At 63.9% G+C, this 23,931-nt stretch carries 24 protein-coding genes and 2 tRNA genes; 8 read left to right on the forward strand and 18 right to left on the reverse strand.

Annotated features, from left to right (window positions below; genetic code table 11):
• Positions 1 to 9: 9 nt before the first annotated feature.
• The 5 genes from ENHY17A_RS02925 to dapB form a co-directional block, all read right to left on the reverse strand.
• Positions 10 to 942, reverse strand: a complete 933-nt coding sequence (locus ENHY17A_RS02925) for a bifunctional riboflavin kinase/FAD synthetase (RefSeq protein WP_159714065.1) — start codon at positions 940 to 942, stop codon at positions 10 to 12.
• Between the two features lie 177 nt (positions 943 to 1,119).
• The gene (locus tag ENHY17A_RS02930) at positions 1,120 to 2,286 is read right to left on the reverse strand and encodes a dipeptidase (protein ID WP_159709914.1); all 1,167 of its coding nucleotides are present in this window, start codon (positions 2,284 to 2,286) and stop codon (positions 1,120 to 1,122) included.
• A gap of 182 nt (positions 2,287 to 2,468) precedes the next feature.
• Positions 2,469 to 2,545: transfer RNA gene (locus ENHY17A_RS02935), tRNA-Arg, on the reverse strand.
• A gap of 52 nt (positions 2,546 to 2,597) precedes the next feature.
• On the reverse strand, positions 2,598 to 3,263 hold the full coding sequence (gene nth / locus ENHY17A_RS02940; protein ID WP_159709916.1) for an endonuclease III: 666 nt from the start codon (positions 3,261 to 3,263) through the stop codon (positions 2,598 to 2,600).
• Between the two features lie 4 nt (positions 3,264 to 3,267).
• Entirely contained in the window at positions 3,268 to 3,996 is a 729-nt protein-coding gene (dapB, locus tag ENHY17A_RS02945) for a 4-hydroxy-tetrahydrodipicolinate reductase (RefSeq protein ID WP_159709918.1), read from the reverse strand.
• A gap of 158 nt (positions 3,997 to 4,154) precedes the next feature.
• Between dapB and ENHY17A_RS02950 the strand changes: the two genes are divergently transcribed.
• Together ENHY17A_RS02950 and ENHY17A_RS02955 are read left to right on the forward strand one after the other, a co-directional pair.
• Entirely contained in the window at positions 4,155 to 4,535 is a 381-nt protein-coding gene (locus ENHY17A_RS02950) for a VOC family protein (RefSeq protein WP_159709920.1), read from the forward strand.
• On the forward strand, positions 4,532 to 5,251 hold the full coding sequence (locus tag ENHY17A_RS02955) for an NAD-dependent deacylase (RefSeq protein ID WP_159709922.1): 720 nt from the start codon (positions 4,532 to 4,534) through the stop codon (positions 5,249 to 5,251). Before ENHY17A_RS02950 ends, ENHY17A_RS02955 begins: the two co-directional genes overlap by 4 nt.
• 190 nt (positions 5,252 to 5,441) lie before the next feature.
• Here ENHY17A_RS02955 and ENHY17A_RS02960 read toward each other — a convergent pair whose 3' ends face one another.
• Entirely contained in the window at positions 5,442 to 6,224 is a 783-nt protein-coding gene (locus tag ENHY17A_RS02960) for an inositol monophosphatase family protein (RefSeq protein ID WP_159709924.1), read from the reverse strand.
• A gap of 81 nt (positions 6,225 to 6,305) precedes the next feature.
• Between ENHY17A_RS02960 and ENHY17A_RS02965 the strand changes: the two genes are divergently transcribed.
• The gene (locus tag ENHY17A_RS02965; protein ID WP_159709926.1) at positions 6,306 to 6,857 is read left to right on the forward strand and encodes a peroxiredoxin; all 552 of its coding nucleotides are present in this window, start codon (positions 6,306 to 6,308) and stop codon (positions 6,855 to 6,857) included.
• Positions 6,858 to 6,861: 4 nt separating this feature from the next.
• Here ENHY17A_RS02965 and ENHY17A_RS02970 read toward each other — a convergent pair whose 3' ends face one another.
• Positions 6,862 to 7,194, reverse strand: a complete 333-nt coding sequence (locus tag ENHY17A_RS02970; RefSeq protein WP_159709928.1) for an antibiotic biosynthesis monooxygenase family protein — start codon at positions 7,192 to 7,194, stop codon at positions 6,862 to 6,864.
• 115 nt (positions 7,195 to 7,309) lie between these two features.
• On the opposite strand from ENHY17A_RS02970, the gene ENHY17A_RS02975 reads away from it, so the two are divergent.
• The 3 genes from ENHY17A_RS02975 (at position 7,310) to ENHY17A_RS02980 (ending at position 9,694) form a co-directional block, all read left to right on the forward strand.
• A complete protein-coding gene (locus ENHY17A_RS02975) occupies positions 7,310 to 8,332 on the forward strand; it encodes a GGDEF domain-containing protein (RefSeq protein WP_159709930.1) in 1,023 nt (340 codons plus the stop codon).
• A gap of 300 nt (positions 8,333 to 8,632) precedes the next feature.
• Positions 8,633 to 8,758: a hypothetical protein gene (locus ENHY17A_RS14805; protein WP_268893985.1), complete on the forward strand. Its 126-nt coding sequence runs from the start codon at positions 8,633 to 8,635 to the stop codon at positions 8,756 to 8,758.
• Positions 8,759 to 8,860: 102 nt separating this feature from the next.
• Positions 8,861 to 9,694, forward strand: a complete 834-nt coding sequence (locus ENHY17A_RS02980; RefSeq protein WP_159709932.1) for an SDR family oxidoreductase — start codon at positions 8,861 to 8,863, stop codon at positions 9,692 to 9,694.
• 120 nt (positions 9,695 to 9,814) lie between these two features.
• Here the strand turns inward: ENHY17A_RS02980 and ENHY17A_RS02985 are convergent, their stop codons facing one another.
• From ENHY17A_RS02985 to ENHY17A_RS03010, 6 genes are all read right to left on the reverse strand, one after another.
• Positions 9,815 to 10,438, reverse strand: a complete 624-nt coding sequence (locus ENHY17A_RS02985; protein ID WP_159709934.1) for a YbhB/YbcL family Raf kinase inhibitor-like protein — start codon at positions 10,436 to 10,438, stop codon at positions 9,815 to 9,817.
• 42 nt (positions 10,439 to 10,480) lie between these two features.
• Positions 10,481 to 11,155 carry a glutathione S-transferase family protein gene (locus tag ENHY17A_RS02990; protein ID WP_159709936.1) on the reverse strand — a complete coding sequence of 225 codons (675 nt, stop codon included), beginning with the start codon at positions 11,153 to 11,155 and terminating at the stop codon, positions 10,481 to 10,483.
• A gap of 192 nt (positions 11,156 to 11,347) precedes the next feature.
• Entirely contained in the window at positions 11,348 to 15,874 is a 4,527-nt protein-coding gene (gene gltB / locus ENHY17A_RS02995; protein ID WP_159709938.1) for a glutamate synthase large subunit, read from the reverse strand.
• The gene (locus ENHY17A_RS03000; protein ID WP_159709940.1) at positions 15,871 to 17,328 is read right to left on the reverse strand and encodes an NAD(P)-dependent oxidoreductase; all 1,458 of its coding nucleotides are present in this window, start codon (positions 17,326 to 17,328) and stop codon (positions 15,871 to 15,873) included. Before ENHY17A_RS03000 ends, gltB begins: the two co-directional genes overlap by 4 nt.
• Positions 17,329 to 17,492: 164 nt before the next feature.
• Positions 17,493 to 18,293, reverse strand: a complete 801-nt coding sequence (locus tag ENHY17A_RS03005; RefSeq protein ID WP_159709942.1) for an undecaprenyl-diphosphate phosphatase — start codon at positions 18,291 to 18,293, stop codon at positions 17,493 to 17,495.
• Positions 18,294 to 18,340: 47 nt separating this feature from the next.
• Positions 18,341 to 19,276 carry a complex I NDUFA9 subunit family protein gene (locus tag ENHY17A_RS03010; protein ID WP_159709944.1) on the reverse strand — a complete coding sequence of 312 codons (936 nt, stop codon included), beginning with the start codon at positions 19,274 to 19,276 and terminating at the stop codon, positions 18,341 to 18,343.
• Positions 19,277 to 19,451: 175 nt separating this feature from the next.
• Here ENHY17A_RS03010 and ENHY17A_RS03015 point away from each other — a divergent pair.
• Both ENHY17A_RS03015 and ENHY17A_RS14675 read left to right on the forward strand, forming a co-directional pair.
• A tRNA-Leu gene (locus ENHY17A_RS03015) sits at positions 19,452 to 19,538 on the forward strand.
• 161 nt (positions 19,539 to 19,699) lie between these two features.
• Positions 19,700 to 19,840, forward strand: coding sequence for a hypothetical protein (locus ENHY17A_RS14675; protein ID WP_236547713.1), 141 nt, complete (start codon positions 19,700 to 19,702; stop codon positions 19,838 to 19,840).
• Between the two features lie 42 nt (positions 19,841 to 19,882).
• Here the strand turns inward: ENHY17A_RS14675 and ENHY17A_RS03020 are convergent, their stop codons facing one another.
• The 5 genes from ENHY17A_RS03020 to ENHY17A_RS03040 all read right to left on the reverse strand — a co-directional run bounded on the left by ENHY17A_RS03020 (position 19,883) and on the right by ENHY17A_RS03040 (position 23,898).
• The gene (locus ENHY17A_RS03020) at positions 19,883 to 21,229 is read right to left on the reverse strand and encodes an ABC1 kinase family protein (protein ID WP_159709946.1); all 1,347 of its coding nucleotides are present in this window, start codon (positions 21,227 to 21,229) and stop codon (positions 19,883 to 19,885) included.
• Positions 21,230 to 21,233: 4 nt separating this feature from the next.
• A complete protein-coding gene (locus tag ENHY17A_RS03025; protein ID WP_159709948.1) occupies positions 21,234 to 21,728 on the reverse strand; it encodes a DUF427 domain-containing protein in 495 nt (164 codons plus the stop codon).
• Positions 21,725 to 22,087 (reverse strand): DCC1-like thiol-disulfide oxidoreductase family protein, encoded by a 363-nt coding sequence (locus ENHY17A_RS03030; RefSeq protein ID WP_159709950.1) that lies wholly within the window; start codon positions 22,085 to 22,087, stop codon positions 21,725 to 21,727. Before ENHY17A_RS03030 ends, ENHY17A_RS03025 begins: the two co-directional genes overlap by 4 nt.
• Positions 22,088 to 22,312: 225 nt before the next feature.
• Positions 22,313 to 23,251, reverse strand: coding sequence for a DUF5996 family protein (locus tag ENHY17A_RS03035; RefSeq protein ID WP_159709952.1), 939 nt, complete (start codon positions 23,249 to 23,251; stop codon positions 22,313 to 22,315).
• Positions 23,252 to 23,307: 56 nt separating this feature from the next.
• Positions 23,308 to 23,898, reverse strand: coding sequence for an NADPH-dependent FMN reductase (locus tag ENHY17A_RS03040; protein WP_159709954.1), 591 nt, complete (start codon positions 23,896 to 23,898; stop codon positions 23,308 to 23,310).
• Positions 23,899 to 23,931: the final 33 nt, after the last annotated feature.

A 23,931-nucleotide genomic window follows, 5' to 3' on the forward strand; every position in this document is an offset into this window, starting at 1 on the left:
TTGCGTGAACTAACCTTCTTTCAACGCCGCCCGAGCCGTATCGCAATCCTTCGCCATCTGAACCTTCAGCGCATCCAGATCGTCGAACTTCGCCTCAGGTCGCAGGAAATCGATCAGCTCGACCTCGATCTTCTGACCATAGAGATCGCCGGAGAAATCAAAAAAATAGGGCTCGAGCAATTCCTCCGCCTGTCCTGCGATGGTCGGACGGATGCCGAGATTCGCGACCCCGTTCAACGCGCGCCCGTCGGGCAATCGCCCGCGCACCGCATAAATGCCGTAGCGCGGGCGCAGATAAGCGCCGAGCCGCATATTGGCGGTCGGATACCCAAGCTTGCGGCCGAGCTGTGCGCCATGCTCCACCACCGCCTGTACCGCGAAGGGACGTGTGAGCAGCGCGGCGGCCTCGCGCGGTTCGCCTGCGGTCAGGAAATCGCGGATGCGGCTGGAGGAAATGGTGCCTGCGCCGTCATCGACCGGCGCGACGGTCTGCGCGCCGAAGCCCATTTCCCTGCCCAACGCGGCGAGCACATCGACATCGCCGTCGCGTCCCTTGCCAAAGGTGAAGTCCGCGCCGGTGACCACGCCGCCAATCCGTAGGCGCTCAACCAGCCGGTGTTCGGCGAACGCGCGCGCGGGCAGGCTCGCCAGATCGCCATCGAACGCGAACACCAGCATGGCGTCGGCCCCGGCTTGGGCAAACAACCGTTGGCGCTGGTCGAGCGTGGTCAGTCGGAACGGCGGCGTGTCGGACCGAAAATGACGCATCGGATGCGGATCGAACGTCGCGATGACCGCGGGGCGGTTCTCGGCGCGCGCCCGGTCGATCGCGCGGCCCGCGACTGCCTGATGCCCGGCATGAAACCCGTCGAAATTGCCGAGCGCGACGATCGCGCCCGCCAGATGGTCGGGGATAGGGGTGTTGCCGTCGAGCCGCTCCATATCGGCGCGGCTATAGGGGCGCGGGGTGCGGGGTGGAAGTCCCAACAATTCCTCCCCCACCGGGGGCGGGGGACCAGCCATAGGCTGGTGGAGGGGTTCGCCGCACACGCTGCGTCTCATGGCTCGCCCCCCTCCGTCAGCGCTTCGCGCTGCCACCTCCCCCGATGGGGGAGGAATTTAGAGCGGCTCCACCCCTGCCCTCAGCAACCGCAACACATTGCCGCCCATCACCTGCGCGATCTGGCGTTCGCTGAAACCCCGGTCGATCAGTTCCTGGGTGATCGCGACCAACTGGCTGGTGTCGAAGCCGGTGGTCACCGCGCCGTCGAAATCGGATCCCAGCCCGACATGATCGATTCCCACCAGATCGCGAACGTGCGTGATCGCATCGACGATGTGGCGGGGCGAGGTGCCGCACACCGCCGCATCCCAGTAACCGATGCCGATCACGCCACCGGTTGCCGCAACGCCGCGAATCTCCGCATCGGACAGGTTGCGGTTGACGTTGCAGGTCGCCTGTACGCCGCCATGGCTGGACACGACCGGACGGCGTGCCACGCCCAAGATTTCGGCGACCGACTGATGGCTGGCATGAGCGATATCGACGACCATGCCCAGTTGCTCCATCCGCGCGACCACCTGGCGCCCCAGCGGAGTGAGCCCGCCCTTCGCTTCCCCATGCATCGACCCCGCGACTTCATTGTCGAAGAAATGGGTGAGCCCGGCCATGCGAAAACCCGCGGCGTGGAGCCGGTCGAGATTGTCCAGCCGCCCTTCCAGATTCTGCAATCCTTCGATCGACAGCAGCGCGCCCGTGACCGGTGCGCCGCCGCGCCGCTGGGCGAACAAAGAATCGATATCGGCAGCGCTGCGGATCACGCGCAACTGGCCTTCAGACGCGCGCGACTGGCGGTCGAGTTTGGTCGCGTGCCATAAAGAGCGCTCGAGCAGCGAGCCCCAGGTGCGGATCGGCTGTAACTGGCCGACCGCCAGCATCGTGATGTTGTCGGTGTCAGCGGAATTGGCGTCGTAATTCTGGCCCTTCGGTGTCTTGGTGACCGAGGAGAAGACCTGAAGCGCTACGTTCCCCGCCTGCAGCCGCGGCAAATCGATCTGGCCGCGTGTCGCGGCGTCGAGCAGGCTGCGCTTCCACAGCAACGTATCGCCGTGAAGGTCGGCGATCGCGAGCCGCGCGTGCAATTCCCGCGCTTCGAACGTGATCTCGGGCAGGTCGGTCGGCTCGACCTTGTTCATCGATCGCTCGGCCATGCCGGGCGCGAGCAGGAAGAACATGCCCGCCGCGACGAGAACAAGTGCGGCAAATCCGAACAACCATTTGCGCATCGACCAAACCCCCATTCCCGATTCCCATCGTAGCTCGGCAAGGGTCGGCGTCCAGTCGCGATTGCGCCGCAGCGTGCCATCGCGAAGCGCCGTGCGATCTGAAATCCGCAGGCGGTCAATCGTTGAAAAGGCCCAGCCCGGAATAAAGCCAGCGCATAGCATACAGGAATGATCGGAAAAGCTGGCGCACCCGACAGGATTCGAACCTGTGGCCTCTGCCTTCGGAGGGCAGCGCTCTATCCAGCTGAGCTACGGGTGCCTGGGTTCGAGCGCCTAGCAAAGCAGTGCGGGGTACGCCAGCGGTTTTGAGATCACGCCGATCGCTTGGCCGTGCGCGATTTCGGCTCGGGCGTCTTGGGCTTGTAGGCGCACAGGTCGGCGACCGGACAGCGCCAGCATTCGGGGGTGCGCGCTTTGCAGACATAGCGGCCGTGGAGGATCAGCCAGTGATGCGCGTGGAGGCGGAACGGCTGGGGGGTTGCTTTGTCGAGTGCCTTTTCGACCGCCAGCGGGGTTTTCCCACGCGCGAGCCCCGTACGGTTGCCGACGCGAAAGATGTGGGTATCGACCGCGAAAGTTTCGTGCCCGAACGCGGTGTTGAGCACGACGTTTGCGGTCTTGCGCCCGACACCGGGCAATGCTTCCAGTGCCTCGCGTTCCGGCGGTACTTGACCGCCATAATCGGCGATGAGCGCTTCGGACAGCGCGATGACGTTCTTCGCCTTGGCGTTGAACAGCCCGATCGTCTTGATGTGCTGTTTCAGCCCGTCTTCGCCCAGCGCGACCATCTTTTCGGGCGTATCCACTTCTTGGAAGAGCAGCCTGGTCGCCTTGTTGACGCCGATATCGGTCGATTGCGCGGACAGCGCAACCGCGACCAGCAGCGTGTAGTCGTTGACATAGGCAAGCTCGGTTTCGGGATGCGGATTGGCCTCTGCCAGCCGGGCGTAGAATTCGACGACGTCTGCCTTCTTCACCGCGTCAGAGCCCGAGCACCTGGTCCATCGTGTAGCGGCCCGCGGGCTGATCCTTCAGCCACAGTGCCGCCTTCACCGCGCCGCGCGCAAAGATCGCGCGGTCCTCTGCCCGGTGGATCAATTCGATGCGCTCACCGTCGCCCGCCAGCACGACGCTATGGTCGCCCGCCACCGTGCCTCCGCGCAGCGACGCAAAGCCGATCGTCCCCTCGGCGCGCGACCCGGTCAGCCCGGCGCGACCGATGACCCCGCATTCGGACAAAGGCGTCCCCAGCCCTTCGGCCGCCGCTTCCCCCAGCATCAGCGCGGTGCCGCTGGGGGCATCGACCTTTTGCCGGTGATGCATCTCGACGATTTCGACGTCCCAATCGGTGCCCAGCCGCCGGGTCGCATCGCGGACCAGCGCGCACAGCAATGCGACGCCAAGCGAGGTGTTACCGGTTTGAAGTACCGCGATATCGCGCGCGGCGTCGTCGATCAGGTCGTGGTGCGGCCGGGCAAGGCCCGTCGTTCCGATGACCACCGGCGTGCCGCCCGCGCGCGCCGCGGCAAGATTGGCCTCGAGTGCGGCGGGGGCGGAGAAATCGACCAGCACATCGGCCTCGCGTGCCAACGGGACGGGGTCGTCACCAATATCCACGCCCCCCGCAATGCGCGCGTTCAACGACGGCGCGACATCGGCGATCGCCTGGCCCATGCGCCCGAGCTTTCCAAAGATGCCGATGCTCGTCATGCGATCCTCACGTCCCAGATTTGCGTCAAGCTGTGGCAGAAAGCGGCGGCGGGGGCCAACATATATCAGGTTTTCGAGCAAGCAATCCGACCGATCGAGGGCGTGAGGCTTGCCTTGACAATGCCCCCATCCGAATGAGGGCGGCAGGGAGCGATGCGATGCAAGTCAAAGGAATATCCTGGGTCGGGGTAGGCACCGATGCTTTCCAGCCAACGCTGGACTTTTTCACCACCGTCCTAGGTCTGGAGACGAAAATCGTCGACCCGCGCGGCGTGGCGATGCTGACGGTAGGGGACGGACAAATTCTGGAGTTGTTCGGCCCCGGTACGGGCGGACGGGCGCTTACGTCGCCACCGGTCATCGCATTCGAAGTCGACGACGTCTGCGCCGCGCACGCCGAACTGATCGCCAAAGGCGTGGAAGTCATCGGTGATATAGGTACGTGGAACGGGTTCGAATGGCTTTATTTCCGCGGTCCCGACGATCATATTTATGCGGTGAAGAAGACGCCGCCGCCCGGCTGGGAGGAAACGGCATGACCCAGAACATCGTCGTCCTGACTGGCGCGGGGATTTCCGCCGAGAGTGGCGTCGCGACGTTTCGCGGGCCTGGTGGCTTGTGGGAAGGGCACCGGGTCGAGGATGTCTGCACGCCCCAGGCATTGGCACGCGATCCCGAGTTGGTTCACCGGTTCTACGATCTGCGGCGCGCGGCGCTGGCGACGGTCGAGCCCAATGCGGCGCACCGTGCGCTGGCGCGGCTCGATGCCCAATGGACCGGCGGTTTGCTAATCGTGACGCAGAATGTCGATGATCTGCACGAGCGTGCCGGAGCGGCGCGCATGGTGCATATGCATGGCGAACTGAACGCAGGTCTGTGCGCTGCGTGCGATACGCGGCGACCCTGGACGGGGAACATGGCTCCGAGGACGGTGTGCGCGGCGTGCGGTGCGCCTGCAATGCGGCCAAACATCGTTTTTTTCGGCGAAATTCCGTATGAAATGGAGCGGATTCAGGCGGCACTGTCCGACTGCGACCTGTTCGTGTCGATCGGTACGTCTGGGGCGGTCTATCCTGCGGCAGGATTCGTCCAGTTGGCGAATGCGGTCGGCGCACGGACGCTGGAACTCAACCTCGATCCATCGGAGGGCAGCGACTGGTTCGACGAAAGCCGGTTGGGCAGCGCAGGCGTATTGGTACCGACCTGGGTGGAGGAAGTGTTGGGCGAGACGCGTTCAGGCTCAGCGGTGGTTTAGGGACTGGATGCTAAAAGCCCTCCGTCACCCCGGCCATAGTGCCGGGGTCCACCGGGCGGCATGGCTCTCGGATAGAGGCTCTCTCGGTGCGCGAGCGGTTTAGTGGACCCCGGCACTTCGGCCGGGGTGACGGTTGGGAGGGGCGATCACTCGGCCTAGATCATTATCAGTCAGCCGCGGCCAACGCGCCTCAATGCCCCCGGCAGGCCATCGCCTCTAGGATGTCGTCGATCCGTGCCGGGTCGCCCGCAGCGATGACTTCGCCGATGCTGCCGGCGTGCAGCGGATCTCCCGCCCAGTCGCACATGCGCCCGCCCGCGCCCTCGACCACCGGGACCAGCGCCGCGAAATCGTGGAGCTTCAGTCCGGCCTCGACCACGATGTCCAGGTGCCCGCTCGCCAGGCAACCGTAATTATAGCAATCGCCCCCCAGCACGGTCGACCGCACCTGCGCGTCGAGATGTTCGAACGCATGCAACTGGCCGTCGTCGAACAAGGCAGGGGAGGTGGTGGCGAGCAGCGCGTCGGTTACCGCACGACAGCGACGGGTGGTCGCGGGCTTGCCGTTCAGCGTCGTCGGCTGGCCGACCACCCCCAACCAGCGTTCGCCGATGATGCCCTGATCGATCACCCCCAGCAGCGGCCAGTCGCCCTCGATCAACGCGATCAACGTGCCGTAGATGGGGCGTCCGGCGATGAACGACCGCGTGCCGTCGATCGGATCGAGCACCCAGGTCCGCCCGCTGCTGCCTTCGCGGGGCGCTTCCTCTTCGCCGATGATCCCGTCCATCGGGCGTTCGGCGATCAGCAACCGGCGCATTGCGGCCTCCGCGGCCTTATCGGCGAGCGTCACGGGAGAGGCGTCGTCCTTTACCTCAAGCCCATGTTCGGCGCGGAAATAGGGGCGGATCGCGTGGCGGGCGGCATCGGCGAGACGCCCGGCGAGTTCGATGTCGGAAGGAGAGATGGCCATGATTCAACCGCCTAGCGATCACGAGCGCGGCGGGCTAGGGTATGTTCGGCAAAAGGCCCGGCGAGCGAGAGGATGAACGAAATGCGTAACGGATTGATCGGACTCGTCGCGGTGGCGGCAATGGCGCTGCCCGCACAGGCAGCGCTCACCCCCGGCACGCGCGCGCCAGATTTCACGACGCAAGGCGCGATGGGCGGCAAGGCGTACCGCGTACACCTGGCCCAGCAACTGAAGAAGGGGCCGGTGGTGCTGTATTTCTTCCCCGCCGCCTTCACCTCGGGCTGCAACGCAGAGGCCAAGATGTTCGCCGACAAGGTCGATGCGTTTCGCGCGGAGGGTGCGACCGTGATCGGCATGTCCGCCGACGGGATCGAGCCTTTGAAGAAATTCTCGACCGAACATTGCGCGGGCAAGTTCGCGGTGGCGACTGCCAGCCCCGCCGTGCTCAAAGGCTATGACGTGGTGCTCGCGACCAAGGGCAAGGACGGCAAGCCGCGGGTCATCAGCAACCGCACCAGCTATGTCATCGCCCCCGACGGCCGCATCCTCCACGCGCACAGCGACATGAGCCCGGCGGAGCACGTCAATTCGACGCTGGCGGCGGTCAAGAAGTGGCGGGCGTCACGGGGCTAAGTCCTCACCCGGCGTTGGAAGTTGAAGTGGCCGACCGATCGAGCAGATCGTCGGTCACTTCCATCGCGAACGCCACCCCGCCTTCCTCCACCGCCTCGACGAACACGCGGCGGGTGTCGGGGGCGTCGTACACCATCTTCACGTCCATTGCCGCCTGCCACGTCGCCTCATCGGGCCATTCTGCGGTGCCGACGAAACGCCCGTCCTGCGCGCGGTGGAGCCGCGACCCCAGGCTGCCATAGCGGGCGCGGATCAATTCGGTGCCGTGTCGCCATGCCGTGCGGAACCGATCTTCCTCGCCGGGCTTTATGCGCCACCAATAGACTGCGACGAACATGTTGGCGGCCTTTCCACTTGGTAAACCGCAAAGTCACTGGATTTTAGCAACTGACTTGGTAGTCAGGAGACAAGGTTTCATCGGCATCCACCGAGCAGAAACCCGGTGGGGATCAATGACCAGCGCGAATGCCATCCGCAGTGTAGGGGACAATGACGCAGCCGCGCGCCTGTTCCAGGCTGTAGGGATTTTCCTTCGCGACCAGCGGCTTGATCCCAACCCCACCAACTATACCTTTGCCTGGCATGTGCTTGCCAACCCTGCGGGACCGCTGGCGCAGGCGGTCAATCAACTGACCGATGGCGGCATCCGCCTGACCCAAAAGGACATCGATTCGCTGGGCGCGGATGTCGATACCACGACCGAATCGGCGACAATCGAAGGATTGGTCGCGCGCACCCAGATGAAGGTCGAGACGTTTGCCGACATGATGGGCAGCCTTCATGAAGAAACGCGCGGCTTCGGTCGCGACCTGCAGGCAAGCGCTGAGGCGATCGCGGCGTCGCGCGAGCGACCCCAGGACGGCATCGCATTGGAGGAAGTCGCGCGGATCACCGCGTCGATGATCGAACGCGTCCATGTCGCCGAGGCCCAGCTCGAATCCGCCACGAAGGAAGCCAACGGCCTGCGCGAGGATTTGGAAGCCGCACGCAAGGATGCGCGCCGCGATCCGCTGACCGGCCTGCCCAACCGCCGCGCCTTTGCCGAGGCGTTCGCCGCGCAGATCAATGCCGGGAGCCAATTGTGTCTGGCGATGTGCGACATCGACCATTTCAAACAGGTCAACGATCGCTTCGGGCACCAGGTCGGTGATCGCGTGCTGAAGGCGATCGGCGACACCATGGCCAAACATTGCGGCGGACAGCTCGTCTCGCGCTATGGCGGCGAAGAGTTTGCGATCCTGTTTTCAGGCCTGACATTGGAGCAAGCCGACGCGATGCTGACGATCGCGCGCGAAGCCACCTCGGAACGTTTTTTCCGGACCCGAGACGGCGATTCGCCGGTCGGCCATGTCACCTTTTCCGCCGGTCTGATCGCATTGCGCGATGGCGAGGTGCAGAGCGACGCGTTTCATCGCGCCGACCGCAACCTTTATGCCGCCAAAAGCGCCGGTCGGAACTGCATCGTCAGCAATTAGCGAATCGCGCTACATGAACATGGCGCAACTTGACATCCGTCTGGCGTAAATTGCGAAATACAGCCGGTAGGCGTAGCCGAAGCCCGAAAAAACCCGCCCTTTTCGCAATTGGCATGCTCCCTGCAACTCCCTCAGCATCGGCGGACGGATGGTCCGGTACCGCCGAACATCAGGGAGTTTCCACCATGTTCGTCCGTATCGAAAACGTCTCGCGCAATGCCGTCGCTCTGGTCGGCTCGGTCTTCTTCACCGCGATCCTCGTCGCTGCATCGGCACCCGGCCTGCCGCTGGCGTAACCCGGTGAAGCTCCGTAACCCGGCGGCGCGCACCGCGCTTCGCCCCGTCCTGATCGGTATCGGATCCTTTTCGACCACGATCCTGCTGATCCTCGGCACCCATGCGCAAGGGCTGGCCATTCTCGCCTGACCCTTGCGCCACCGCCGTCCTTATGTTGACGGAACCTTCGACCCGGTCCCTCGCTTCACAGGCACAGCCTGAACAGGAGCGCGCGATGACCGAGACGTCGAAATGATCCATGAAGATCAATTGCCTGGCCATGAATCGGGACTCGATCCGAAGCCCGAATGGCAGCCGCGCTATCCTGGTTCCGGCCGTTTGAAGGGCAAGGTCGCCCTCATCACCGGTGCCGACAGCGGGATCGGTCGCGCCGTCGCTGCGCTCTATGCGCGCGAGGGCGCGGACATCGCCATCCTCTACCTGTGCGAGCATGACGATGCCGAAAAAACCGCACAGATCGTCCGCGACGAAGGGACGCGCGCGCTGACCATCGCCGGGGACATCGGCGACAAGGCATTCTGCAACGACGCGGTGGCGCGGGTGATCGCCGAGTTCGGCAAGCTCGACATCGTGGTCAACAATGCAGGCGAGCAGCATCCCGATCAGGACATCACCGACATTACCGAGGAACAGCTGAAACGGACGTTCCAGACCAACATCTTTGGCATGTTTTTTCTGGTCCAGGCTGCGCGACCGCACCTGAAATCGGGCGCGGCGATCGTCAATTGCACCAGCGTCACCATGTATCAGGGGTCGAAGGAGTTGCTCGATTATTCATCGACCAAAGGCGCGATCACGGCGTTTACCCGATCACTGTCCGAAAATCTGATCGGCGACGGCATTCGCGTGAATGCCGTGGCGCCGGGGCCGATCTGGACGCCGCTCAACCCGTGCGGTGGCGCGTCGCCCGAAAAGCTCGAGACGTTTGGCGAAAGCACGCCGATGGGTCGTCCTGGCCAGCCCAACGAAGTCGCGCCCAGTTTCCTGTTTCTGGCGTGCAACGATGCCAGCTATATGTCGGGGCAGGTGCTGCATCCCAATGGCGGGATGATCGTCAACGGGTAGCCACTTTACGTCATCCCAGCGAAAGCTGGGATATCGGGCCGTAATGCGGGGTGACGTTGTGTCCCATCGCCTGATATTCCAGCTTTCGCTGGAATGACGGGTTTGGCGGTGAGGGTTGGCTCAGCCCCCCACAGGAACCGCCGCGCCGACCGGGCCACTCGGCTTTTCCTCGCCACGCGAATAGGTGCCGGTCAGGATTCCCGCCGCCAGCACGCGGCCCTTCATCGCCTTCAGGATCGCCGATCGACTGGGGGTGGTGCCGGGATCGGGGCCATCCGAAATTGCGAACAACTGGAATGCGTAATGATGCGCGCCGTGGCCGGTCGGCGGATCGGGGGCGAGCCAGCCTTCGGTGAAATAGCTGTTGCGGCCGACATCCGGCCCGCCGACTTCGCCTTCGCCATCGCGTCGGATCGCGCCCTCGACCAAGTCGCCATCCGCTGCCGCCAGATCCCACACGATCGCGTGGACCAGCGGCTGCAGTGCGGGCGCGTCGGGGTCTTCGACCAGCAACACCAGCCGCGCGGTCCCCTCGGGAACGCCGGTCCAGAACAAGGGCGGCGACACGCCCGCGCCGTCGGCGGTGAATCGCTCGGGCAGGCGCGCGCCGTTCGCGAAGGCGGGGCTAGCCAGCCGCAACGGTTCGAAACTGCCTAGGCCGGGCTGAACGATCGCCAGCTTTTCCTCGCCCGCGCGCAGGCCCTTCATCGCCTTGCCAAGCCAACCGGGTACGTGTTCGAGCATCCGCGCCTTCCCTCGGGTTTAACGATTAACTCGAAATTCGGCCTACAGGTCCAGATTTTCGTAGTCGGCGGGCGGGCTGATGACTTCCATCCGTTCCGCCAGCAGTGGTCGCATCGACGGACGGCTCTTCATGCCGACATACCAACGCTTGGCCTGTTCGTGCCCCTTCCAATCAATTCCGCCCAGATAGTCCGCGACCGAAATATGTGCCGCGGCGGCCAGATCGGCGAGACTCATCGTCGCCCCCGCCAGCCAGGCACGGTGATCGAGCAGGAAATCGATATAATCGAGATGCGCGATCGCGGACTTCATCGCTTCGCGCAGCGCGCCTGAATCGGGTGCGGCGCGGTGGACGAGCCGCTTCTCCATCCGCTCGAACAGCAGCGGCCCGGTCACGTCGCGGTAGAAGGCGGTATCGAACCAGATCGTCAGGCGGCGGATTTCGGCACGATCGGCAGCGGTCCCGTTGATCATCGCCGCCTTGTCGACCGTCTCTTCGAAGTATTCGCAGATCGGGCCTGAATCGATCAGCGGCATGCCGCCGCGCTCGACATCGACCATCACCGGGGTCTGCCCTGCCGGGTTCAGGTCGAGATATTCGTCACGCCGCAGCCACGGCGATTCGCGTACCGGCGCATAGGGGACGCCCTTCTCACCCAGCAGCAGCCGGACCTTGCGCGAAAAAGGGCATAGGGGGAATTGGTAGAGCGTCCACATGGCACCCAGCAATAGCGAGGCGATGCGGTGAGCGGAAGTTGGTAGCGAGCGTTTTGTTTGGCGCACACGCGCCCTCACCCCGGCCGCAGTGCCGGGGTCCACTAAGCCGCTTGCGCCGCGCTCAACTCTCGTGCCGCGTTGTTTGCCGCTCGGTGGACCCCGGCACTGCGGCCGGGGTGACGGCGTGGGATCTTACTCCGCGGCGACCAGTTCGCTCGCCTCATCCTCCAGCGGATGCGCCAATCGCGTCAGCATTTCCTTAGGCACCACCTGCCAGAAATCGCCGACGATCCGGTCCCAATCCTCGATCAGGCCGCGTGAATGCTTGCTGTCGGTCGCCGCCGCATGGGCCGCAACCAGTTCCTTGAGCACGCCTCCCCAATGTGAGGACGCGATGCGTTGCCAGGTGATGTTTTCCGGGTTGGCCCGCGCGGCGAATGTGCCTTCGCGATCGTAGATGAAGGCCATGCCGCCGGTCATCCCCGCGCCGAAATTGGCACCCGTCGCACCCAGGATCACCGCCGTCCCGCCGGTCATATATTCGCAGCCGTTCGCGCCGCAGCCCTCGACGACGACGTTCGCGCCCGAATTGCGCACCGCGAACCGCTCGCCCGCCTGCCCCGCCGCGAACAGCCGACCGCTGGTCGCACCGTACAGCACGGTGTTGCCGATGATGGTATTGTCCTGACTGACCAGCGGCGAACTGACCGTCGGACGCACGACGATGACGCCGCCCGACAGCCCCTTGCCAACATAATCGTTGGCGTCGCCGAACACTTCCAGCGTGATGCCCTTGCACAGGAACGCACCCAGCGACTGCCCGGCGGAGCCGCGCAGACGGACATGGATGTGCCCGTCAGCGAGCTTGTCCATCCCGAATTTGCGCGTGACTTCGCTCGACAGGCGCGTGCCGACCGCGCGGTGGGTGTTGCGTACGGTATAGGTGAGCTGCATCTTCTCGCCGCGGCTGAACACCGCCGCCGCATCGCCGATCATCTGCGCGTCTAGGCTGTCGGGCACCGGATTGCGCCATTGGCCCTTGTCCGAACGGCGATCCTCGTCCGACGCATCGACCTTGGCGAGGATCGGGTTGAGATCGAGATCGTCGAGATGCTCGGCCCCGCGGCTGACCTGACGCAGGAGTTCGGTGCGTCCGATCACTTCGTCGAGGCTCTTGACCCCCAGCTTGGCGAGAATCTCGCGGACTTCCTCGGCGATGAAGGTCATCAGGTTGATGACCTTTTCGGGCGTCCCGACGAACTTCTTTCGCAGCGCCTCGTCCTGGGTGCAGACGCCGACCGGGCAGGTGTTCGAATGGCATTGGCGAACCATGATACAGCCCATCGCGACGAGGCTAAGCGTACCGATGCCATATTCCTCCGCGCCCAGGATCGCGGCGATGACGATGTCGCGCCCGGTCTTCAGCCCCCCGTCGGTGCGCAGCGTCACGCGGCCGCGCAAATTGTTGAGCGTCAGCGTCTGGTTGACCTCACTCAGCCCCATTTCCCAAGGGGTGCCGGCATACTTGATGCTGGTCTGGGGCGACGCTCCGGTGCCGCCGACATGGCCGGACACGAGGATGACGTCGGCATGCGCCTTCGCCACGCCCGCCGCGACCGTGCCGATGCCCGCAGAGCTGACCAGTTTTACGCACACCCGCGCGCGCGGATTGATCTGCTTCAGGTCATAGATGAGCTGGGCGAGATCCTCGATCGAATAGATGTCGTGGTGCGGCGGCGGAGAGATGAGGGTGACGCCGGGCGTCGCGTGGCGCAGCTTGGCGATGAATTCGGTCACCTTGAACCCCGGCAATTGCCCACCCTCGCCGGGCTTGGCCCCTTGGGCGACCTTGATCTCGATTTCATCGCAAGCGTTCAGATATTCCGCCGTTACGCCGAAGCGCCCGGATGCGATCTGCTTCACCCCCGAATTGGCGTTGTCGCCATTGTCGTACGGCGAATAGCGCGCCATGTCCTCGCCTCCTTCGCCCGACACCGCCTTCGCGCCGATGCGGTTCATCGCGATGGCGAGCGTCTCGTGCGCCTCCGGCGACAGCGCGCCCAGCGACATGCCCGGCGTCACGAACCGCTTGCGGATTTCGGTGATCGCCTCGACCTGATCGATCGGTGCGGCTTCCGCCGGATAGTTGAATTCGAGCAGATCGCGTAAGTAGACCGGCGGCAGGTCGCGCACCCCGCGCGCGAATTGCAGATAGGTCGAATAGCTGTCGGTCGAAACCGAGCTTTGCAGCAGGTGCATGAGCTGCGCCGAATAAGCGTGGGTCTCGCCCGAATGCCGCTGGCGATAGAATCCGCCGATCGGGAGCGTGACGACTGCACGGTCGAAGGCCGCCTCGTGCCGCATGATCGCGTTGAGGTGGAGCGAAGCATAGCCTTCGCCCGAAATCTTGGCGGGCATCCCCGGAAACAGATCGGCGACCAGCGCACGGCTCAACCCCACCGCTTCGAAATTATACCCGCCGCGATAGCTGGAGATGACTGCGATCCCCATTTTCGACAGGATCTTGAGCAGCCCTTCCTGAATCGCGGTGCGGTGCCGCTCCAGACAATCCTCCAGCGACAAGTCCCCGAACAGCCCGCGTGCCTGGCGATCGGCGATCGACGCTTCGGCGAGATAGGCGTTCACCGTGGTCGCGCCCACGCCGATCAGCACCGCGTAATAATGGGTGTCGAGGCATTCCGCCGTCCGCACATTGACGCTGGCATAGGAGCGCAGTCCCTTGCGGACGAGATGCGTATGCACCGCCGCTGCCGCCAATACGCCTGCAATCGCGATGCGGTCGGGACCGACATTCTCGTCGGTCAGGAATAATTCGGTCTTGCCCTCACGCACCGCCTGTTCGGCCTGCGCGCGGATGTCGGCGATCGCGGCGCGCAAATCCTCCGCTCTGCCCCCGGTCGCAAAGGTGCAATCGATCTGCGCGGTCTGGTCGGCGAAATAGGCCTTTAGCCTGTCCCAGTCGGCGTTGGTCAGCACCGGGCTTTCGAGCACCAGCACCGGGTTGGCGCGCTCTTCGCTTTCCAGGATGTTCGACAGATTTCCGAACCGCGTCTTGAGCGACATCACATGACGCTCGCGCAAGGGATCGAGCGCGGGATTGGTGACCTGGCTGAAATTCTGGCGGAAGAACTGGCTGATCAGGCGCGGCTTGTCGGAAATGACCGCCAGCGGCGTATCGTCGCCCATCGATCCGATCGCTTCCTTGGCCATCTCGACCATCGGCGACAGGATCAGCTCCATATCCTCCAGCGTCTGTCCCGCCGCGACCTGACGCCGGGTCAGCTCGGCGCGGTCGAAGCGGCAGGATGAGGCATCGGCTTTCGGCAGATCGTCGATGGTCAGGAATTCGCCGATCATCGACGCATAATCATGCTCGCCCGAAATCCGGTCCTTGACCGCGCGGTCATGCATCAGCACGCCGTCGTCGAGGTCGACCGCGATCATCTGCCCCGGCCCCAGCCGGCCCTTTTCGAGCACGCTCGCCTCTGGCACCACCACCATGCCGGTTTCCGATCCGACGATCAGCAAGCCGTCATTGGTCAGCGTGTAGCGAAGCGGGCGCAGCGCATTGCGGTCCATCCCCGCGACCGCCCATCGGCCATCGGTCATCGCCAGCGCGGCGGGGCCGTCCCACGGCTCCATCACCGAGGCGAGATATTTGTACATCGACAGGTGTGCGGGCGGCATGGCGTCGCCGCCCTGCCAGGCTTCGGGGACGAGCATCAGCTTGGCAGTCGGCGCATCGCGGCCCGAACGGCAGATCGCCTCGAACACCGCGTCCAATGCCGCGGTGTCGGATGCGCCCGCCGGGATCACCGGCTTGATGTCCTCCGAGCGATCGCCGAATGCGATGCTCGCCATCTTGATCTCGTGGCTCAGCATCCAGTTCTTGTTGCCGCGGATCGTGTTGACCTCGCCATTATGCGCCAGACATCGGAACGGCTGCGCCAGCCACCATTGCGGGAAGGTGTTGGTCGAATAACGCTGGTGAAAGATCGCGACGCGGCTTTCGAACCGGTCGTCGGTCAGGTCGGGATAGAAGACCGACAGCGATTCCGCGAGGAACAGGCCTTTGTAAATTATGGACCGGCACGACAGCGAACAGACGTAGAAGCCCGCGATCTGGGCGGCGATCACCGCCTTCTCGATCCGGCGACGGACGAGATAGAGTTCCTTTTCGAATTCCGCCGCGCTCTGCTCGTCGGGCATTGGCCCGGCGATCATGATCTGTTCGATCTCGGGCCGCGTTTCCTGCGCCTTGCGCCCGATGACCGAGACGTCGACCGGCACCTGACGCCAGCCATAGATGGTGTAGCCCGCGCCGATGATCTCGGCCTCGACGATGGTCCGGCACGTCTCCTGCGCGCCCAGGTCGGTGCGGGGCAAGAAGATCATGCCCACCGCCAGCCGGTTGGGCAACGCCGCATGGCCCGATGCGGCAATGGCATCGTCGAAAAAGCGGTGCGGCAAATCGATATGCAGCCCTGCACCGTCGCCGGTCTTGCCATCGGCATCGACCGCGCCGCGGTGCCATACGGCCTTCAGTGCATCGACCGCCGACTGAACGACGCGGCGGCTGGCCTTGCCATCGGTCGCCGCGACCATGCCGACGCCGCAGGCATCGCCCTCGAACTCGGGGCGGTACATGCCGTCACGGGCGAGGCGGCTGCGTTCGGATGCCATGTCGCGGACCATCATGCCGCCTCCTTCTCGCGCGCGGGCGCAGCCTTTGCCTTGGTCTTCAAATAGCGGTGCATGTGGTCGCTGACATCGCGACCATCGCGGATCGCCCACACGACGAGGCTCGCACCGCGCACGATGTCTCCCGCGGCGAACACGCCGTCCAGACTGGTCATCATGCTGCGCGCATCGACCCGAACGGTGCCCCAGCGATTGACGCCCAGTTCAGGGGCTTCGAACAAAGCGGGCAGGTCTTCCGCGTCGAAGCCGAGCGCCTTGATCACCAGATCGGCGTCCAGCGTGAAGTCGCTGCCCGGATCGGGCTCGGGCGCGCGGCGGCCGGAGGCGTCGGGCGCACCGAGGCGCATCCGCTGACCGCGAACGCGCGCGACATTGCCGTCTGTATCCTCGAACGCTGCGGGTGCCGACAGCCAGACGAACTGGACGCCTTCTTCCTCGGCATTGGCGACTTCGCGCTGCGATCCTGGCATATTGGCGCGGTCGCGGCGATAGAGGCACTTCACCGACTTCGCGCCCTGGCGGATCGCGGTACGCACGCAGTCCATCGCGGTGTCGCCGCCGCCGATCACGACGACGTCCTTGCCAGCGGCATTCAGGCTGCCATCCTCGAATGCAGGCACTGCGTCGCCGAAACTCTTGCGGTTCGACGTGGTCAGGAAATCGAGCGCGTCGACGACGCCGTTCGCGCCGATGCCGGGTGCCCGAATCGCGCGCGGCTTATACACGCCGGTCGCAATCAGCACTGCGTCGTGACGGTCGCGCAATTCGTCCAGCGTTGCATCGCGCCCGACCTCGAAATTCTCGTGAAAGACGATGCCGCCTGCCTTCAACCGGTCGACCCGGCGCATCACCACCGGCTTTTCCAGCTTGAAGCCCGGGATGCCGTAGGTGAGCAGTCCGCCCGCGCGATCGTAACGGTCATAAACATGGACTTCATAGCCCATCAGCCGCATATATTCCGCCGCCGCCAGCCCCGCCGGCCCAGCGCCGATCACCCCGACCGATTGCCCGCGCGCAGTACCCGGCACCAGCGGCTCGACCCAACCTTCCTCCCACGCCGTGTCGGTGATGTATTTCTCCACCGACCCGATCGTGACCGCACCGTGACCGGAAAATTCGATGACGCAATTGCCTTCGCACAACCGGTCCTGCGGACAGATGCGGCCGCAGATCTCGGGCATGGTCGATGTGGCGTTGGACAGTTCATATGCCTCGCGCAGCCGCCCTTCCGCCGTCAGCCGCAGCCAGTCGGGGATGTGGTTGTGAAGCGGGCAATGCACCGAACAATAGGGGACGCCGCATTGCGAACAGCGCCCGGCCTGCGCCTCTGCATCGGGCGTCGCATAACGATCGGCGATCTCGCGAAAGTCGTCGGCGCGCAATTCGGCTTCGCGCTTGGCGGGATATTCCTGCCCGAGCTTTACGAATTGCAGCATCTTTTCGTCGGCCATTTCGCGCTCGCCCCTTGTTCTGAGGCCGCGAAATATGCGCGAAACCGGGGCGAGTCACGCCAAAACCGACAATTAGGTCAGGCTTAGCACCCTATCGAAAGAATGTTGCGACGCAGTGAAATGTTTTGTGGACTGCGCAGCGCGATGTTGGTGCCGTTCCGGCCCTATCGCGCCAGCAGCCACACCAGCGCGACCGATCCGATGACGATCCGATACCAGGCAAAGGGCGCGAACCCGAACCGTCCGACGATCGCCACGAACGCCTTCACGACCAGCAGCGCCACCAGAAACGCGACCGTAAATCCGATCGCGATGGCGTTCAGGTCGTCGAACGTCAGCACGTCGCGATCCTTCCACAACGCATAGACGGTTGCGCCGATCATCGTCGGCACCGCCAGGAAGAAACTGAACTCCGCTGCGGTCTTGCGCTCGACCCCCATCAGCAGAGCGCCCATGATCGACGCGCCCGAGCGGCTGACCCCCGGTACCATCGCCAGGCACTGGACGATGCCGATGCCGATCGCGGTTTTCAACGGCATCGCCTCGACGCTCTCGACGGTCACGTGCTTGACCATCCGTTCGATCGCTAGGATCGCGAGCCCGCCTAGGATCAGCGCAATCGCGACCGTCACCGGCGACTGAAGCAGCACTCGAATGCCTTCATAGGCGAACGCACCGATCACCATCGCGGGCAGGAATGCGATCAGGATGTTGCGTGTGAACATCACCGAGTCGCGGTCGGCACGCATCAGGCCATGCCCGACATTCCAGAAGCGCCGCCAATAGGCGATCAGGATCGCCAGGATCGCACCCAACTGGATCGATATCTTGAACGCCGCCGATCCTTCTCCGGTAAAGCCGAGCAATTCGCTCAGCAGGATCAGGTGCCCTGTGGACGATACCGGGATGAACTCGGTCAGCCCCTCGATGATGCCGAGCAGGATGATGGTCAGCAGGTCTTGCATATCGTGCCCCTCAGGGTCGTTCGTACATCAGGGATGGGCGGTACGGTTCAGGCCGCGCGATGCGTGCCGAACCGCCCTTGCTTGCGATACTGCACCAGCCAGCCAGGCGCGACCGTCGCCATCGGCACCGGATCGATGTTCAGGTCTTCAATGCCTAGCGCGGCGCCTGCGACGACATTGTCGGATTGCAGCATCTTCCACTGATCGCGGGTGATCGGCGCGCCAGGCAGGAAACCCGCGCCCGCGATCAGCGATCCGATCTGGTCGGGCAAGTCCACGATGGCGGGATCGCGCCCGATGGTTTGCGCGATCCAGCGGATCAGCGCACCCATGGTGATGACGTCGGGTCCGCCTAGTTCGATCGTCTTGCCCGCAAAGCGCGTCGGCTCCGCCAGCACGCGGCCCACGGCTTCGGCGACATCGGCAACATAGATGGGTTGAAACTTCGCCTCTGCGCGCAGAACAGGCACGACCGGTGCGCTCTGGATCATCCGGGCGAAGCGGTTCACGAACTGGTCTTCGCGCCCAAAGATGATCGAGGGGCGCAGGATGGTGGCCCCCGCGAATTCCCCGGACACCGCTTGTTCGCCCAGCGCCTTCGATCGACCATAGGCCGATTCGGATTCGGGATCGGCACCGATCGCCGACATCTGAACAAAGCTGGCCGCCCCCGCCGCATCGGCAGCCGCCGCGGCAGCCCGCGCGCCGCGCACGTGATATTTCTCGAAATCTCCCGACAGAATGCCGACCAGATTGACGACTCCATCCGATCCTTCGACCGCGCGCGCCAGCGTTTCGGGACGCGCGATGTCGGCGGCGACAAATTGCGTCTGGCCCAAGCCGCCCTGCGGTTTAAGGAACAGCGCCTGGCGGGGATCGCGCTGCGCGATCCGCACCCGCGCACCGCGCGCAAGCAGCGCCTGGACGACATAGCGGCCGACGAAACCGCCGCCGCCGAACACCGTGATGAGCTTGTCCTTCATGTGCCTTTGCCGTGTCTCGGTTGGTCATGGGCGCGTGCCCGATGCGGTGTCCAATGCCCCTTGTCACCGCGAAGGGCAAGGTCGCGCTGGGAATGCGCGCGCTCCTGCTCCGAAATCCGCACGACCCCAGTTGACACCCCCCGGTCCGCCGCCTAGTTGCCGCCGCCTACCCTGTGCCCGGATGGCGGAATTGGTAGACGCACCAGCTTCAGGTGCTGGCGATCGCAAGGTCGTGGAGGTTCGAGTCCTCTTCCGGGCACCATTCGCAGAAACCCGCAGAACAGCGCCGCTTTCTGCGACCCCATAGAGGACTATCTGAGAACCGGAGCCGTTCGACCGACAGCTTAGCGTCCCATAATCGGCCGTTCGGCGAGATTAAGGCTGTCCCCAAAACCTGCCGTTCGTTTGCGCCTCAACCGCAGCATGCTCGATCTGGCAGCGGCCGATCCCGAATTACAATGCGATGCTGATGCAAACTTGAACGCGCAACAATATGTAGGTTTTGTCGGAGACCTTTCTGCGAACTCCGCGATCACTGGCGTCGCGCCGCCAGCCATGGATTGATCTCCGCGATTTCAGGGCGCAGCTTCACCTAATCTCTAGACGCTATTGGGTTAGCGGACGCACGTCCGCGATAGCGGCGGAAGCAAGTCCCACAATGTCGACGCGTGCCTTCAACCTCGCGCCGAGCAGCGCTGTTCCGCTGACCTTGCGCTGCACGAACAGCGTTTCGACGTTGGGTACGTGCCAAGTTGCCCGGTCGCCCAACAGTGCCGAAGCCTCATCGCGAATGACCGGCACGAACGCGCGGTCGCCGAAGTCGAACGGTCCCGGTCGGCCAAGGGTGTCGTCGACTGCTGCGATGATGCGATCGACCGTCGCCCGGTGCGCCGCGACTGCGCCTGCACCCAAGAAGCCAGTTTCCACAGCGATGTCGCGTATGCGGTCGCGGTCATGCGCGAGCCCCGCGGCGATCAGCGCCCGATAGGACGCCGCTGTTCGCGGCGGCACATCCCGCGTCGCGCCGAAGTCGAGGAGCACCAGCGCTCCGGATTCAGGTTGCCAGCGATAATTGGCGAAATTGGGATCGGTCTGCATGACGCCGAACTCGAACAGTTCGCGCAGCACCAGCTCGATCAACATCGCGGTTGCGAGGTCGCGCTCGTCCTGCGGTGCATCAACCAACGCTTCGATTGGCTGCCCCCCGACAAATTCCATCGCCAACACCTCCGGTGTCGTCAGTTCAGGATGGAGCGTAGGTACCACATAGCGCGCGTCGTCGCGGAGCCGCTCGCCATAGGCCCGCATCTGTTCGCCCTCACGGAGATAATCGGCCTCGTCGGCGAGCTGCCTTTTCGCCTCGTCCAGCAGCGCTGAGAGATCAAGCGTCGCGGGCAGCACATTGGACAAGCGCAGCAATGTCGCGACATTGTCCACATCGGCGTTGATGCTGGCGCGCACGCCGGGATACTGGACCTTGATTGCCAGAATGCGGCCGTCCGGCAATTCTGCGCGGTGGACCTGTCCAATCGATGCCGCCGCCATCGGGGTTGCATCGAAGCGCTTGAACCGCTGTCGCCAGTTTGCGCCCCATTCCCGCTTCAGCACGCCGTCGAGTTGCTGAGGCGGCATCCGGTATGCCTGGTTGCGGACGGTTGCCAAGATCGTCGCAAGCTCGGGCGGGAGGAAATCGCCAGCGTCCATCGAGATCATCTGACCGAGCTTCAGCGCGGCTCCGCGAAGGTGCGACAGCCGATCGGCCACGCGCTTGGCGTTGGCGGGCGTTAGCAACAAGTCACCAAGCCGCGGCCGTTCACCCGCTGCGAGCCGCCGGGCGCCCTCAGCCGCCATTCCTCCCGCGACGCCACCAGCCAGCCGTCCGAAATGGCCTAGCCTGGAAAGGCGCCCACGAGGGATCGAACGGCTAAGCCGATCGCCGTTATCTCTGCTCATCCGGTCACCAGCCCATGCTGCCAGGAACGCCCTTGAACGGACCCGAAAGGTCCGACGTGATCCAACCGCCGTAAAAACTGCCAGGTTGCGGCGTCACGATCTCGCCATCGACCCAGCAATGGTCGAGTGGCCCGGCGTAGAACGCGATGTAGTTGCGAAGCAAAGCAAAGGCGGGGGTTGGAGACGGATAGCTCCATCCGACGCGTGGCAGCGCCGCGCCGTCTACAACGACGTCCCAGTAGCGCGCCGCGCCCTTCCATTCGCAGAATGAGCCGCCACCCGCAGGGCGCAACAGTTCCATCGTGATATCCTCGGGCGGGATATAGTAGCTGGGGGGATGGCTTGTTTCGAGTGTACGGACGGCGCGACGGGTATCTGCAATAATCCTGTCACGGTGCTTGATGACGATGTGCGCATCCCTCGGCTCGGCAATGGCCGGTCGAGGATAAGCCCATACGCTCTCCTGTCCGGGACGAATCGGGTCGGGGCGGGGTCTCATGCGGACGCCGTGTGGCCGACCAGCCGCTGGAGCGTCGGCCGAACCCTGAGGAACATCACGTAACACCGCTCCAGCAAGGCGAGGACAAATCGGGATCTCGCGATCAGGCCAAACGGCCGCAGTACCGGGATCGCGCGCCACATTGCGGCAAAGGCCGCCGCGCCGGATAGCATAACGCCGTCCTCGCGAGCTTGAAACCGAGCGAGAAGCTCGGCACGATCGACGGGACAATCGGCCATAAGCGGATTTGCAACGTCAATGAATTCTATGCGGTCTTTTGTGTCGAGCCGACGCATTACGGCAATCTCTGCGCGGCAGAGTGGACATCCGCTATCGTGCCATACGGTAAGCTTCGACATCTCGTGGATATGGGTGGCAGGGCCTAGTTTACATCCCCGATGACCGATCCCGGACTGGCTGTGCGTACCGGCGGCACCCTGAAGTCATTGGCTGCCTTGCGCCGGCTACAGCGGGTGGTGGGCACAGCCTCTGAACGCGCTGGATCAGACATCGATCTCGTAATGGCATTAAATTCGAGCCGTGGCGTCGCAATGGCTGCGCACCGATTAAACGCGCGCAGGAATTTAGCCGACGATGCGTGGCACACCTTTCTGGCCAATCGCACAGGACAGATTTTCTTCCCAACCAGCCAGACCCGCAGCAGCATCGTAGGTTGACTGAAGGAATTCCAGCAGCGCCGCGCGTGGATGCGGTGCCAGCCGGACAGCTTCGTATGGAAGCACGAATTCGCCCAGCTTCTCGTCGAACCTTGCTGCCTCCGGTTTGACAGGCTGCTCGGAAAAGCCATCCGGCGTAGGATATGCGTAGGAATAGAAGCAGGGCTCTTTGATATCGCCCCCGCCGGGCCAGAAACCGGCTGAGCTCACTTCGTGGCTATAGGCTTCCTGCGTGATCGGATCCGGCAGGTTGGGAATGCCGCCGGGGTGCAGCGGGGCGGATCTGCCTGAGAAACGGGTGGCCGCCAGGTCGAAGCTTCCCCAGAACAGATGCACAGGGCTGACCTTGCCGAGAAATCCTGTGCGGAACTCGTTGAAGACCCCGTCAATCTGCACCAAAGCGCGATGGAATCGAGATACGGCGTCGGCGTCCCACGGACGTTCCGCGACATCGTTGGCAAACGGTGTGGCCTCAGCAAGTTCGTTCGGACGACCGTGATAATTGGGCGAACCGCCCAGTGTGGCGATCGCTTCTTTAAATCTGAGGTCAAACTCGGCGACCGACATGGGTTCCAAGGCGAAGCCGCTAGTGGTTCCGGTCGCGCACGACGCGACAAGCCTTTGCCGCTGGAGGTCGAACTGAATGGTAACACCTGGGCCATCGGGAATGAGCCCGGTCGTTAGCCCATCGGCGTTGACGTACAGTGTTGCGTGCCAAGAATGATTGACCCACGGCGTGTGGGCGAGGCGATATTTACCGACGATTTGTGTATAGAGGTGCAGCGCAGAACAGGTGTCCATCCACGGTTCGAAGGGAATGGCTGGCCATTCCTGACTATCGGTCATCACATCGGCCCTCGATCTTCACTGTCTTGCATCGATAATGATTTTAACTGCTTGAGTTAGTAGGGCGGCGGTGTCCGCTCTCTCTGATGCTTTGCGGCGGCGGTCCACCAGGCGAGGTCATCGGCGAAGCGTGCAAATGCGCGGTCAAGGGCTTGGCCTGCCTCGCCAATGGGAGCGCCATTTTCGTCAAGCGTCTTGACGATAGGCCCGACCGCCACGGTGCTGGGAATGACGACCATGCCCATCTCGGACAACGTTCCGTGCCAGGCGAGGTTGGCGCGCACACCCGACAACCTGCCCGCCGAGTAACTTGCTACTGCTGCTGGTCGCCAGAACCACTCCTCAAGGAAATGGTCCGTGAGGTTTTTTAGTCCTGGCTGAACGCCCCAATTATATTCCCCCGCCACGAATACGAACGCATCGGCGATGCGAAGCTGCTCAGCTAGGGTTTGCATCGCCTGGGGTGCGTCTCCCGGTGCGTATTCCTTGTACATCCGGTCAAGCATGGGAAGTCCGATTTCGCGCGCGTCCAACAGCTGGGCATCGTTCCCCCGACCCTTGAGCCCTCGAACGAGATAGTTTGCCAAACGAATGCCCGTTCGATCGGAGCGATACGAGCCGTAAAGAACAAGAATCCGGTCTGGCATGCTTCACAACCCTAAATCTGTTGCGCCGATTGT

The sequence above is a fragment of the Sphingomonas sp. AX6 genome, from assembly GCF_902506605.1.
Taxonomy (GTDB): Bacteria; Pseudomonadota; Alphaproteobacteria; order Sphingomonadales; family Sphingomonadaceae; genus Sphingomonas.